Here is a 12,486-nt window from a genome sequence, read left to right on the forward strand (position 1 = left end):
AACGAAGTTCTTCGACAATTTTTCTTTTCTTTGCAGACGGATAATTCCTTTTTACAGTTTCTTTTAAATTCCTATTATTCATAACTTTATACTTAAAGTGTAAAGCTATTTCAGGAGTTTACCATTTGTCTTATAATTTTTGTTATGTTAAATAGGTTCCTTTGTTTGTTTTTTCATTAATTACCGCTAGTAATTACGTCTGATTACTTCTATTAAATTACAATAGGAATTAGTCCTGGCGGCATGATTACTGACCTTTTCAAATCTAGTTACATACAGAGTCTAATTAATCCAGATGGTTTACTAGTGAGCTTCCTGTGATTTCTGCTGCTTGCTATTGGTAGTTTTCTTTACAGAATAAGGTTTTGAAGATAAGGCGAGTAACGGTATCTGGCTGCGATAAACCAATTGTTCCGATACGCTATTGTGGAAAATTCTTTCCAGCATATCTGGTTCATAAACAGATAATGCCAAGATATCAATTTGGTTTTCCCGCACAAAAGTTTCTATTCCGGCAATTATATCATTTTCTTTTATTTGCGAAAAGCTAAAGTTATTCTCTGGAAAATCTCTCTTTATTTTACGCAAAATTTGCTGGTCGCTTACCAGATCAAGTTGATTTTCGCTTTTAATATTAAAGATGGCTATTGAAGAGCCAAGCGGTTCAGCAAATTTCACAAGCTGTTTCAAGTACATTGTTTCTTGGCTTTCAAAATTAGAGGCATAAGCTATAGTCTTAATAAATTTAAGCTGTACACCTGACGGAATTGCCAGAACTGGGCAAGCTGCTTGTTTAATAAAGCTAGCGGTATTGGTACCAAAAATTTTATCGAGCCAATTATGCGCACCTTTTGTGCCCATTACAACTAAGTCTACTTGCTTGCTACAAACCAAATCGTTTAAAGGGTTTGGGAAAGGACCTGGAACACATATGGTTTCCACCTCTAAATTACTATCGAACTGTAAACGGATGTATTTAGCCAGATTTTGGAGCTTGTCTTGGTAGTATGCTACCAATCTATTATCGGTTCTGCGAATGAAAGGATACCAGGAAACTCTACTACATCTGGCTCTATGGCGTGCATTAGAATCAGTTTACTATTTGTAGCTACGGCTATTCCAGCAGCATAATTGATGGCATTAGCAGCATTAGTAGAAAAATCAGTGGGAACAAGAATCGTTTTCATGGTATTAGAAAGTTATAGTTCATATTTTTAAATCAAGGTAGCAGTTGTTTTCAAACAGGTTAGTATTCTGTCAACACCTGAAATTACAAAGGCTATAACCTATTTGTAATGATTTTAGTTAGTAAGTTGAGTGATACTAATCATCATTCCCTTTATTAAAAGAAATTAACCCCCATTTTTTTCAACTTAGCCTGTTTAAAATTAGCCATGTTTTCTTTTCTCGTTAAATCACCAATTAGGCATTAGCTTTCACTAATGAATAGAATGGAAGAAAAACAAGTGCTTTATTCCTGAAAAATGACAATATTTTTTTTCTGTACCTCTAACCTCAAGCCCCTCTTGCTACAGGCCTGCCCATTACTACAGGCTATTATTTTACTAGGCCTATCCTACTCCAACAAAGCCCAGCCGGAAGCTTCTTTGAATTTTGATAGGCGGATGAAACAACTGAAAACCGGCCATGCCACCGTGCTGGCCATTTGGGCCGGGTTGAACATTATAACCGGGGGAATACTGATGTTAATTGCGGCGGAGGACCAACTTTCTTATTTTTCTGCCATGAACAGTAGTTGGGGGGTGGTAAATTTGGGAGTCGCCTGGTTCCTTTATTCCCACCACAATGAGGTATTTAACCAACCCCAGACACTCCTGCAACAAATGTATCACCAGCGGCACGCTGAAAAAATGATACTGTTCAGCATTGGCTTGGATTTAGCTTTTATTGCCAGTGGCTTTGCTTTACAGCTGCTTGGGCACTCCCTAGGTATCTCCTATCCCGTGTTGTGTAAGGGATTCGGAACATCCGTTATTCTACAAGGAGCTTTTTTACTAGTGCAAGACACGTTCTTTTACCAACTTCATCTAAAAAATCGCAAAAAGGTATATCCCTTATGGCAGCAGCAGTTAGTAGAAGGGCGTTAGGTGGGTTTAGTTTACAAGCCTGGTTAAATATTAGGCTGCTTTCTTTCCTTTTTTTCCAGTATCAAATACTTTAAGAAGTTTGGTAAAGAACTGCATTCTGTTTTTAAATATGAAGTATGGTGCGTTTCTGAAATGCTTCTTGGTAAGTTCCTGGACCTCCGCTTTAAATAGGCTTCCGCTTAAAATACCGTTTTTAATGAAAGGTGAATATTAAATATAAAATAAAATATCCTAAAGGACTGCTTAAAAAAAGTTTTTAACAGTAAACAAAAACAAACCATAAATCAAAGAGAACTATCCCCATACCACTTAACATGTTGATAAACATCAATTTACCTCATGATGTTTATCATTATTAAAGTTGAATAATTTTTGAACATTTGTTTCAAATCCTTCTCTCCACTTTAATATACAATCGCCATGAAAACAATCTTATGCCCCACCGATTTTTCTGCCGGAGCCGAGAATGCGGTCCTCTACGCGAACGAAATGGCCCAATATATGGATGCCCGTTTGGTTCTCTTTCATTCTGTTTTTGCCCCAGCCGCAGAAGTTGTTTCCTACGGCAGTGGTCCTTACACCCGTTCAGGTAAAGATTTAGCTTACGAAGATGCCCAGAAGAGGAAACTGGAAGCGCTAAAGAGCACGTTAGAAAGTACCGATTGGTGTATGCCGGTGCAGTACGAAACCAAGCTGCACTATGGTTTAACGAAAGATACCATTCCGCAGATAATACAGGAATTAAACGCAGATTTAGTAGTAATCGGAAATGAAGGTGCTGATAGCTTAAAAGAGATATTTGTGGGTTCAGTAGCGGCCGAAATCATTAAAAATGCAACTTGTCCGGTCTTGATTATCCCCCCCAAAGCTACTTTTAAACCATTACGTAAAATTGTTTTTGCCACCGATTTAAAAGGAGAACCCTTTCTGGATGTGCACTCTGTCATTAATTTGGCCAGCTTGTTTGAGGCAGATATTTTGTTTCTGCATATAATACCAGAAGCAGGTACTGCTAATGAGGAATTTGCCCAAGCAGAACTAGACCGCCTGCACAAACAATTTCCCTATCAGAATGCTACCTTTTACGCCGAACCTAATGCGCATATAGAAGAAGGCATTAGCCAGTTTTGCCGCCTGCACCATGCCGATATGCTGGTGATGGGCTACCATCCGCGCACTTTTTGGCAACACCTGTTTACTCAGGATTACACTCAGGAAATGGCTTACCACACTTATTTACCGCTGCTGGTAATTCATTACCGCCAATAAACTGCTGCCAGATTAATTCTGACCTATATTCTAATATTTCTCTCTAGAAAATATTCCATCTTATAGGTTGATTTAGATACAATTCACACCTCCCCTCTTTTATCTGTCCTCCTTCCATAACTTTATTTGCCATGAAAACATATATTCTCCCTTTCTCCCAAGTTAATTTAAAACACTTGCCACTGGTAGGCGGTAAAAATGCCTCGCTGGGCGAAATGTACCAGACTTTAACTAACAGCCAAATACGAGTGCCAGACGGCTTTGCCACCACGGCTGAAGCATTCCAGGACTTTTTAGCAGAAAACCAGATTCTGGCAGAAATAAAAAGCCAGTTAACGCAACTCGATACCCAAACCTTTAGCAACCTGCACCAGGTAGGCAGCCAAATCCGAAAGATAATCTGGGAAAGCCGTTTGCCCCCTACCTTGGTGCTGGCTATTAAAGATGCTTACCAGAACCTTTGTGCGCAATACGCGACCCCTATTCAGGTAGCGGTCCGGAGCAGTGCTACTGCCGAAGACTTGCCCAACGCCAGCTTTGCCGGTCAGCACGAGTCTTATTTAAATGTTGCGGGCGAAGAAGAATTATTGCGTGCAGTTCAGAAATGCTATGCTTCATTATTTACCGACCGGGCCATTAAATACCGGCAGGACCACAGCTTCGACCACCTGAAAGTATATTTATCGGTGGGAATACAAAAAATGGTACGTTCGGATTTGGCCAGTTCGGGTGTTTGCTTTACCCTCGACCCGGAATCGGGCTTTACCAACGTGGTACTAATTACCGGTAGCTGGGGTTTAGGCGAAAATGTAGTGCAGGGGGCGGTTAATCCGGATGAGTTTTATGTGTTCAAACCCACGTTGCAGCAAGACAAACAAGCCATAATTAACAAAAAAATGGGTACCAAGGCCCAAACCATGGTGTATGCCGCCCAGCCTAATTCCGAGCAGCCCGTTGTAAATATTCTTACACCACCGGAAAAGCAGGAACAGTTTGTTTTAACCAATGACGAAATAACTAACCTAGCTCAGTGGGCCGTGCAAATAGAAGAACACTATGGCCGGCCCATGGATATTGAGTGGGCCAAAGATGGCGAAACCAACCAAATATTTATTGTGCAGGCCCGACCTGAAACCGTGCACAGCCAGGAACAGAAATCTTACAAAATGCACAGCTACAGCTTAAAAGAAGCCGGTGAACTGCTGGTGAGCGGCAAAGGTATTGGTGAACGCATTGTAAGCGGCGTGGCCCGGCTATTAAATTCGCCGGCGGAAGCCGACTTACTGCAGCCCGGCGAAATATTAGTAACAGATATTACTAATCCGGACTGGGACCCTATCCTGAAAAAAGTATCAGCTATTATTACCAATAAAGGCGGGCGCACCAGCCATGCGGCTATTGTGGCCCGGGAGTTAGGCGCCCTGGCCGTGGTGGGCACCGGCAATGCCACCCAGGTTATTCAAAATGGGCAAGAATTAACCATTTCGTGCGCCGATGGGCAGAATGGATTGGTATACGCGGGTAAATTAGCCTGGGAAGTGCAGGAACTCGATTTTACCGATTTGCGCCAACCTACTACCCAAGCCATGTTTATACTGGGCGATCCGGAAAAAGCTTTTCAACTGGCGGCATATCCTAACGATGGTGTTGGTTTAATGCGCCTGGAATTTATCATCAACAACAGCATTCAGATACATCCGATGGCTCTAATAAAATACCACGAGTTGCAGGACGAAGCGGTAAAAGCCCAAATAGATATACTCACTTACCACCACCAGAACAAAGAAGATTATTTTGTAGAAAAGCTGGCCCAAGCAGTAGCCACTATTGGGGCGGCCTTTTACCCCAAAGACGTGATTGTGCGCATGAGCGATTTTAAAACCAACGAGTACGCCAATTTAATCGGCGGCAAAGCCTTTGAACCAAAAGAAGAAAATCCCATGTTGGGCTTTCGTGGGGCATCGCGTTATTATAACCCGCGTTACAGTGAAGGTTTTGGGCTGGAGTGTAAAGCCATGAAAATGGTCCGCGACGATATGGGTTTAACCAATATTAAACTGATGATTCCGTTTTGCCGCACCATAGCCGAAGGCAAAAAAGTTTTAGCCATTATGGAAAGCTTTGGCCTGAAACGAGGAGAAAACGGGCTGGAAGTTTATGTTATGGCCGAAATACCCAGCAACGTAATTCTGGCTGAAGAATTTGCCCAAATATTTGATGGTTTCTCCATTGGCTCCAACGACTTAACTCAATTAACCCTGGGCATCGACCGCGACTCTTCTATCGTGAGTGATTTATTTGATGAGCAGGACGATGCAGTAAAAGCCATGATGCAGCAAATCATTCAAACCGCCAAAAGAACCAACACCAAAATAGGATTGTGCGGACAGGCTCCCAGCGATTTTCCGGAGTTTGCGCAGTTTTTAGTAGAGCAAGGCATTAACAGCATCTCCTTTAACCCGGACGCCTTGCTGAAAGGCATTAAGAATATGCTGGCCGCGGAAGCAGCAGTGGCATTGCAGCAAAAAAAACAAACAGAAGAAAGATTAAGACAAGTACACTTAGCCAGTGAATTTGTGGACGAGTAAATTCTCTCATTACCTGCTGTTCCTAGTGTCTCCTTATGCCTCCAAATTATTTACCTACTCTTTAATTTGAAATTGTCATGAAAACGATTCTCGTACCCACCGATTTTTCAAAGAATGCCACCAATGCCCTCAACTACGCAGCCGGATTAATAAACCAAATAGGTGGAGAACTAATAATGGTTCATTTTATTGAACTGCCCGTAACTCCTCTTGATGGTGCCATGATAGTAACCCCGGTCGCTCAATTGGCCGAGGAATACCATCAGGAATTAACCCAGCAAGCAGACACCTTAGCTAAACAATTCTCTGGAAATATTAAAATTAAAGCTCAATGTCGGTTTGGTGATTTATTAACCAACCTTAATATCCTGATAAAAAATTATAATATTGATTTAGTCGTAATGGGAACCAAAGGTGCCTCTAATGTTCTCTATAAACTGGTTGGCACCAATACGGCTGATTTCATTAAAATAGCCAACTGTCCGGTGTTAGCCGTTCCGGATAAAGCCCAGTTTACTGGCATTAACCAAATAGCTTATGCCTCTGATTTCGAATCGGAAGAATCTATTTTCCTGCAACAACTATTTGCCTTTGCCGAACCCTTACAGGCCGAAGTAGCTATTATCAATATTATCCCGGAACGCCACCTCAATATCTTTTCGGATAACCACGTTCTCCGGGAAATAAAACTACAGTATGCAGATAAAAAGTACAGCATTGCTCAAATTCAGGAAGGTGATGTACTCACCGGAATAAATGAATTTGTAGCGGAAACGCATCCGGATGTTTTGGCTGTTTCTATTCATGCCCGGAGTTTTCTTGAGGATATATTCCACAAAAGTATATCAAAAAGTTTATTTTACCAGGTGCAGTTGCCCTTACTAGCTTTACCCGAAAGAACTTACTGGCAATCTGTTTTTAAACCAGTAACTCAAGCTCAGAATCCTTTAGTAAAATAATTATTATATAAAATACATGGGTAATGAAATACCCTGACTACTTGAATCAGTTTTGATATTTAAATAAAGGATGCTGTTGTAACCTGTTACCTAAGAAGCTGTTTGGAGTTTAGATAACCACCAAAGAAATAGAGGTTTAAAAGAGTTTACAAAGACAAATTTACCTAATCCCTACTTCAATGGCAGTAATAAGCGAAGATGGCGTAAAGCGGTATATAGTACCTCATTTAAGTATTAGTAAAAGAGGGAGTAAATTAAAAGTAGAAACGGCCCACCTGCTAGCCGCCATTATCTCTCGTTTAAAACAGGCTGTCAGTGGCGGGAACTACCTTCAAAAAGAATTGTTGAATGGGAATATTTGCTGGCAAGGGGTTTACCACCATTTTCGCAAATGGCCCTGTGAAGGCAGCCTGACCAAGGCCTGGGTGGAGCTTCTTAAAAGCCAGCGCCGGCTAATAGAATTGTCCAGCGTGCAACTAGATGGTAGCCAGACTATCTGCAAGAATGGCGGGGAAAGCATTGGTTATCAAACCAGGAAAGTCGCTAACAGTTGCAACTGCCTGTTTTAGACTGATAATAAGGGGCAGATGCTGGCATGCAGCCCGCCCGTATCAGGTGCCCATTGATTTATATGAAATAGAGGCGGTGTTTAAACAACTTTGTAATTTGTTAAAAGAAGAAGGCGTTGAAACAGAAGGCTTATTTTTAAATGCCGACGCCGGCTTTGATTCAGCTGAATTTAGAAGCTTGTGCGCTGAAATGAAAATAGAGGCCAATATTGCTTTTAATCCCAGGAATGGAAACCCACCGGATGATTATGTTTATTTTGATGAACAGCTTTTTAAAAGAAGGAACACTATTGAAAGGGCCAATGCCTGGTTAGACAGCTTTAAAGCTCTACTCGTACGCTTTGAAACTAAAGCCCTGCACTGGTTCAACCTCCAGCTATTAGCTTTTACCCTACTGTTCATCCGAAAAATTAACAAACTAAAACTCTAAACAACTTCTAAATTAAATTTAATATAAATGGCAACCCTCACCCTTTTTTCTTGGTTTTGCCCTTTAGTAATATTACCTGCCCAATCCACAACCCCACTGATTAAAGTTTTAAATCGGCATTTCTAAATAGCCATGGCCGCTCAAACGTTTAATTATAAATATTTAGGTTTAACAGCGATAAAATTAAATGTTATGGTTATATTATTAAACCATAAGTGTTGACCTCTATGAAGCGGTTTGCCTGTATTTTTGTCGTTATCGCTCTGGTTTTGGGGGGGTGCTCGGATGGTTGGGAACGGACCAAACCGGTTATCAGTCCGTTAACGGAATCGGTTTATGCAACAGGAAATGTTAAAGCCACTGATCAGTATAGTGTATTTCCGGTAGTGAGCGGCATTGTGCAAAGAGTAATGGTGAAGGCCGGCGATACAGTTAAGGTTGGAACGCCCTTGTTTCTGCTGGATGACCGCACCGCCGGCCTGAATGCCCAAAGTGCCCGACTGGCGTTGGAACTAAGCCAGCAAAACAGCCGCAACACGTTTGGCCGACTGCGCGAAGCCGAACTGAACGTAAACACGGCCCGTGCCAAATATGAGCTGGATTCGATTATGTATCGCCGGCAGCAACGATTATGGGAACAAAAAATAGGCACCCGGCAAGAGTACGAACTGCGCCAGCTAACCTATACAAGTTCCAGGAGCAATTACCAGGCCGCCCTCACTAACCTGGCTTTACACCAAACCCAAATCCGAAACGAGTTGCAGCGGGCCCGCATTAATTACGACATTAGCCGCCGCCTAGAAGACGATTACATGATCCGGAGCAGCCTGAACGGCAAAATTTACGATGTACTCCAGGAAGAAGGCGAACTGGTAACGCCGCAAACCCAATTAGCAATTATTGGCCGTAACAACAGTTTTTTGCTAGAGCTGCAAATTGATGAGGACGATATTGCCCGCGTAAAAGTAGGTCAGCCGCTGGTGGTGACTTTAAGCAGCCACCCGGGCCAGGCCTTCGATGGTCGCATCGAGAAAATATACCCCATCATGGACGAAAGATCGCGTACTTTTAGGGCCGAAGCCAGTTTTATTAACCCGCCGCCGGATTTATTCCCGAACCTGACCGTAGAAGCCAATATTATTATCCGGACAAAAAACAAAGCTCTGCTGATCCCGAAAAATTACGTGGTAGATGATAACCACGTTTATATAGCCAAAGACCGCAAACAGCCTGTAAAAACCGGGCTGCGCGATTACCGGAAAGTAGAAATACTGGATGGCCTGGACACTACCCAATATATTTATAAACCTCAGTAAGATGCCTGCTAGTCTGAGTCTGAAAATAGCCCTGAGTTTATTAAGGGCTCGCCTCGGCCAGACGGTGGTAGCGGCGGCCGGGGTAACCTTTGGTATTGCTATGTTTATCGCTTTGGTTAGCTTTATGACCGGCCTGAACAAACTGCTCGACGGGCTGATTCTGAACCGCATTCCCCACATCCGGCTTTACCAGGAAATAAAACCCAGCCCGGTGCAGCCGGTCGACCTTTCGAAGAAATACCGGCGCCACCAGAATTTTATTCGTTCCATCAAACCTCGCGACCGCGGCCGGGAAATACGCAACAGCCAGCTAATTATGCGGGCCATTCAGGCCGACCCGCAGGTAGTAGATGTGGCTCCCAAACTGGTTACCCAGGTTTTTTATACCACCGGTACCATCGAGTTAGGCGGCGTAATGGATGGCATTGTTCCAGCCGCCGAAGAAAACCTTTTCCGGCTGAGCGATTATGTTATTACGGGCAACCTGAATGACCTGACCACGGTAGCCAACAGTATTATTATCGGGAAAGGTATTGCGGATAAAATGCTGGTAGAACCCGGCGATATAATTCAGGTATCAACTGGCATGGGGCAGCAGGCTTTACTCAAAGTGGTGGGCATTGTACAGTTTGGCATTGCCGAGATAGATAATATTCAAAGTTATACAGCTTTGTCCACTGCCCAGAAAATCCAGGGCAAACCACCGGCTTATATTACCGATATCCAGGTTAAACTAAAAGACATTACCCAAGCGCCCGCAATTGGCCTTGAATATGCCAAGTTATTCCGGCTGGAAGCCATGGATCTGCAAAAGGCCAATACCCAATTTGAAACTGGCAGCAATATTCGGTCTATCATTTCGTACGCCGTGGGCGTTACTTTGCTCATTGTGGCCGGATTTGGTATTTATAATATTCTGAATATGCTGATTTACGAGAAAATGGATGCCATTGCCATTCTAAAAGCCACTGGTTTTTCGGGCCGCGATGTCCGGTTTATTTTCATTTCGCTCTCGTTGATTATTGGCATCGCCGGTGGAATTTTAGGTCTGGGGCTGGGCTACGTTCTATCGGTTATTATCAACCATATTCCATTTCAAATCGAATCTTTGCCAACCATCCAAACCTACCCGGTAAATTTCAATCCTTTGTATTACTTTATCGGCATTTCCTTTGCGCTTATTACGACTTATATAGCCGGTTTTTTCCCGGCCCGAAAAGCCAGCAAAGTCGATCCGGTGGTTATTATCCGAGGTAAATAAAATGGACAATATTGTACTGGAGGCCGTTTCTATAAATAAATATTTCTACGACCCAGTGAAATTCCGGGTGCTCTCGGATATTTCTTTTAAAATTGAGCACGGCGAATTTGTATCGGTAGCGGGTAAATCAGGCTGCGGAAAATCAACGCTCCTTTATATTTTATCGACCATGGACACCGATTACGAAGGCGAACTTTACCTGCATGGCGAAGCCTTGCACCAGAAAACAGCCAACGATCTGGCCCGGATTCGGAACGAGAAAATAGGCTTTGTTTTCCAGTTTCATTACCTTATCGAAGAATTTAATGTACTTAAAAATGTAATGCTGCCGGGCCTTAAACTCGCTAAACACAGCCGGCCGGAGTTAGAAAGCCGGGCCTTGAACCATTTAAAAAGATTAGACGTAGCCGACCAGGCTCTGAAAATGCCCCACCAACTGAGTGGCGGCCAAAAGCAACGGGTGGCGATTGCCCGTGCCATGATTAATGACCCACTAGTAATTATGGGCGACGAACCAACCGGCAACCTGGATAAAAAAAATTCCGACCTGGTATTCGCCATCTTCCGGGAGCTTTGTCAGGATAAAAAGCAATCGCTTCTGATAGTAACCCACGACACTGATTTTGCCCTGCGCACCAACCGAACTATCCAGATGGAAGACGGCAAAATTTTAAGCTGACAAAATCCAGATCTCGGCATGTTTCTTAAGATTAGTTATTTGAAGTTGCTACCCCGTAAAATTTGACAGGTGAAATTCTTAATAAAGCCGGACAACATTCGAGCTTCAACTCCCCCCCTTTTTTAATCAAGCTATTTTATTTTTTTATATAAATATCCAATATTCTGCTCCCGGTTGTGACCAATAACCTTTACGATCCTGATATATATCATTGATTTTTAAATTTTTATATTTTTTCTTAGTAAAAATATTTTTTATCAGTCAGGCATCGCAGCTTATTTATTTTAGATGTTTTCTCAATCTGTAAACCAGCCATTAAAACTTTAATTTGGTTACGCCCCTAAACAGGTAGCTTTTAACTGCAGAGAAAAACAAGAAATAGAACTTTTTAGGTTAAATACCATGAAACCATTTTTTAAATTTTTCAGCCTGCTGCTTATTCTTTCCTTTACCACTTCTCCAGTTTTTTCCGGAGATTTCCAGGCCGGAGGTAAAAAAACGATTAACCGCCCCGTTAACGAAGATTTGTATGTAAGTAGGGGTGCCATCCTGGTAAATGCCCGCATTAATGGGGATTTGGCAGCTGCCGGCGGCACTGTTACCCTGAAGACTCGGTTAGTGGTGATGTGCTCCTGGGTGACGACAATTTAAATATTACCGGCAACATTAAGGATGACTTGCGGGCCGCCGCCGGCAAAATTAAAATAGCGCAAGACGTACTGGATGACGTGATACTAGCCAACGGTGAGGTAGAAATGAGGTAGAAATAAGCGCCCGTGCCACGAATGGGAGCGGGTTCTGGTTGCCTGTTAAAAAATTATTGAATCTAAACTTTTACATCCATGGAAACTACTCAGATTAAACAACTTATTTCTTCCCTTACCGAAACCTTTTCGCAGAACTCCACCATCAAAAAAGTTTACGGCGACCCCAAAGAAACCCAGGGCAAAACCATTATCCCGGTAGCCAAGGTATCCTTTGGTTTTGGCGGCGGCTTTGGCGGTGGCGGTATCAAAGGCCAGGAAAATGCCGATACACCGGAACCTGAAACCAACAAAGCCAAAGGCCAAGGTGGCGGTATGGGCGGCGGACTTTTGGCCAAACCACTGGGGTTACTGGAAATTACGCCCGAATACACCCGCTTTGTCCGGTTTGATATTTCCCGCTACCTGGTGATTGGCGGTGTTTTGGGGTTAATGGTAGGTTTGATCAGCAAACGGAACCGGCGGAAGCATCAATACCCGGCTTTGTAAAGTATACAATTATCGGTGTTATATGAAAGATTATGTAAAGGCAGCCGGTACCAT

14 protein-coding genes are annotated in these 12,486 nt (G+C 42.8%); 11 read left to right on the forward strand and 3 right to left on the reverse strand.

What is annotated here, in order from left to right:
* Nucleotides 1-303 precede the first annotated feature (303 nt).
* Complete coding sequence (locus F0145_RS23405; RefSeq protein WP_190277618.1) at nucleotides 304-1,017, reverse strand: universal stress protein; 714 nt, start codon at nucleotides 1,015-1,017, stop codon at nucleotides 304-306.
* On the reverse strand, nucleotides 1,011-1,187 hold the full coding sequence (locus F0145_RS26910; RefSeq protein ID WP_150092597.1) for a universal stress protein: 177 nt from the start codon (nucleotides 1,185-1,187) through the stop codon (nucleotides 1,011-1,013). The genes F0145_RS23405 and F0145_RS26910 overlap by 7 nt, the downstream gene beginning before the upstream one ends.
* A 297-nt stretch (nucleotides 1,188-1,484) precedes the next feature.
* On the opposite strand from F0145_RS26910, the gene F0145_RS23415 reads away from it, so the two are divergent.
* The 9 genes from F0145_RS23415 (at nucleotide 1,485) to F0145_RS23450 (ending at nucleotide 11,179) form a co-directional block, all read left to right on the forward strand.
* Nucleotides 1,485-2,108 (forward strand): DUF6992 family protein, encoded by a 624-nt coding sequence (locus F0145_RS23415; protein ID WP_150092599.1) that lies wholly within the window; start codon nucleotides 1,485-1,487, stop codon nucleotides 2,106-2,108.
* 420 nt (nucleotides 2,109-2,528) lie between these two features.
* Nucleotides 2,529-3,377: a universal stress protein gene (locus F0145_RS23420; protein WP_150092600.1), complete on the forward strand. Its 849-nt coding sequence runs from the start codon at nucleotides 2,529-2,531 to the stop codon at nucleotides 3,375-3,377.
* Between the two features lie 131 nt (nucleotides 3,378-3,508).
* Nucleotides 3,509-5,965 (forward strand): phosphoenolpyruvate synthase, encoded by a 2,457-nt coding sequence (gene ppsA / locus F0145_RS23425; protein WP_150092602.1) that lies wholly within the window; start codon nucleotides 3,509-3,511, stop codon nucleotides 5,963-5,965.
* 77 nt (nucleotides 5,966-6,042) lie between these two features.
* Nucleotides 6,043-6,924, forward strand: coding sequence for a universal stress protein (locus tag F0145_RS23430; RefSeq protein ID WP_150092604.1), 882 nt, complete (start codon nucleotides 6,043-6,045; stop codon nucleotides 6,922-6,924).
* A gap of 179 nt (nucleotides 6,925-7,103) precedes the next feature.
* Nucleotides 7,104-7,493, forward strand: a complete 390-nt coding sequence (locus F0145_RS26720) for a hypothetical protein (protein WP_223816216.1) — start codon at nucleotides 7,104-7,106, stop codon at nucleotides 7,491-7,493.
* Nucleotides 7,429-7,923 carry a hypothetical protein gene (locus F0145_RS26725; protein ID WP_223816217.1) on the forward strand — a complete coding sequence of 165 codons (495 nt, stop codon included), beginning with the start codon at nucleotides 7,429-7,431 and terminating at the stop codon, nucleotides 7,921-7,923. The genes F0145_RS26720 and F0145_RS26725 overlap by 65 nt, the downstream gene beginning before the upstream one ends.
* A 227-nt stretch (nucleotides 7,924-8,150) precedes the next feature.
* Nucleotides 8,151-9,239, forward strand: a complete 1,089-nt coding sequence (locus F0145_RS23440) for an efflux RND transporter periplasmic adaptor subunit (protein ID WP_150092608.1) — start codon at nucleotides 8,151-8,153, stop codon at nucleotides 9,237-9,239.
* Between the two features lies 1 nt (nucleotide 9,240).
* Nucleotides 9,241-10,500, forward strand: a complete 1,260-nt coding sequence (locus tag F0145_RS23445; protein WP_150092610.1) for an FtsX-like permease family protein — start codon at nucleotides 9,241-9,243, stop codon at nucleotides 10,498-10,500.
* A 1-nt stretch (nucleotide 10,501) separates the two neighbouring features.
* A complete protein-coding gene (locus F0145_RS23450; protein ID WP_150092612.1) occupies nucleotides 10,502-11,179 on the forward strand; it encodes an ABC transporter ATP-binding protein in 678 nt (225 codons plus the stop codon).
* A 393-nt stretch (nucleotides 11,180-11,572) separates the two neighbouring features.
* On the opposite strand, the gene F0145_RS27065 is transcribed toward F0145_RS23450, so the two are convergent.
* Entirely contained in the window at nucleotides 11,573-11,755 is a 183-nt protein-coding gene (locus F0145_RS27065; RefSeq protein WP_394349606.1) for a putative dsRNA-binding protein, read from the reverse strand.
* Nucleotides 11,756-11,805: 50 nt separating this feature from the next.
* On the opposite strand from F0145_RS27065, the gene F0145_RS26340 reads away from it, so the two are divergent.
* A complete protein-coding gene (locus F0145_RS26340; protein ID WP_190277619.1) occupies nucleotides 11,806-11,943 on the forward strand; it encodes a hypothetical protein in 138 nt (45 codons plus the stop codon).
* A 78-nt stretch (nucleotides 11,944-12,021) separates the two neighbouring features.
* Nucleotides 12,022-12,432 (forward strand): spore germination protein GerW family protein, encoded by a 411-nt coding sequence (locus F0145_RS23460; protein WP_150092616.1) that lies wholly within the window; start codon nucleotides 12,022-12,024, stop codon nucleotides 12,430-12,432.
* Nucleotides 12,433-12,486 lie beyond the last annotated feature (54 nt).

This window comes from Adhaeribacter rhizoryzae (genome assembly GCF_008629685.1).
GTDB classification, from domain to species: domain Bacteria; phylum Bacteroidota; class Bacteroidia; order Cytophagales; family Hymenobacteraceae; genus Adhaeribacter; species Adhaeribacter rhizoryzae.

What these genes read in the sequence shown, in the direction of transcription:
- F0145_RS23450 (WP_150092612.1), top strand. Translation starts at nt 10,502, where the DNA reads ATGGACAATATTGTACTGGAGGCCGTTTCTATAAATAAATATTTCTAC.
- F0145_RS23420 (WP_150092600.1), top strand. Translation starts at nt 2,529, where the DNA reads ATGAAAACAATCTTATGCCCCACCGATTTTTCTGCCGGAGCCGAGAAT.
- F0145_RS26725 (WP_223816217.1), top strand. Translation starts at nt 7,429, where the DNA reads ATGGCGGGGAAAGCATTGGTTATCAAACCAGGAAAGTCGCTAACAGTT.
- F0145_RS26910 (WP_150092597.1), bottom strand. Translation starts at nt 1,187, where the DNA reads ATGAAAACGATTCTTGTTCCCACTGATTTTTCTACTAATGCTGCTAAT.
- F0145_RS23460 (WP_150092616.1), top strand. Translation starts at nt 12,022, where the DNA reads ATGGAAACTACTCAGATTAAACAACTTATTTCTTCCCTTACCGAAACC.
- ppsA (WP_150092602.1), top strand. Translation starts at nt 3,509, where the DNA reads ATGAAAACATATATTCTCCCTTTCTCCCAAGTTAATTTAAAACACTTG.
- F0145_RS23415 (WP_150092599.1), top strand. Translation starts at nt 1,485, where the DNA reads ATGACAATATTTTTTTTCTGTACCTCTAACCTCAAGCCCCTCTTGCTA.
- F0145_RS23440 (WP_150092608.1), top strand. Translation starts at nt 8,151, where the DNA reads ATGAAGCGGTTTGCCTGTATTTTTGTCGTTATCGCTCTGGTTTTGGGG.
- F0145_RS23445 (WP_150092610.1), top strand. Translation starts at nt 9,241, where the DNA reads ATGCCTGCTAGTCTGAGTCTGAAAATAGCCCTGAGTTTATTAAGGGCT.
- F0145_RS23430 (WP_150092604.1), top strand. Translation starts at nt 6,043, where the DNA reads ATGAAAACGATTCTCGTACCCACCGATTTTTCAAAGAATGCCACCAAT.
- F0145_RS26720 (WP_223816216.1), top strand. Translation starts at nt 7,104, where the DNA reads ATGGCAGTAATAAGCGAAGATGGCGTAAAGCGGTATATAGTACCTCAT.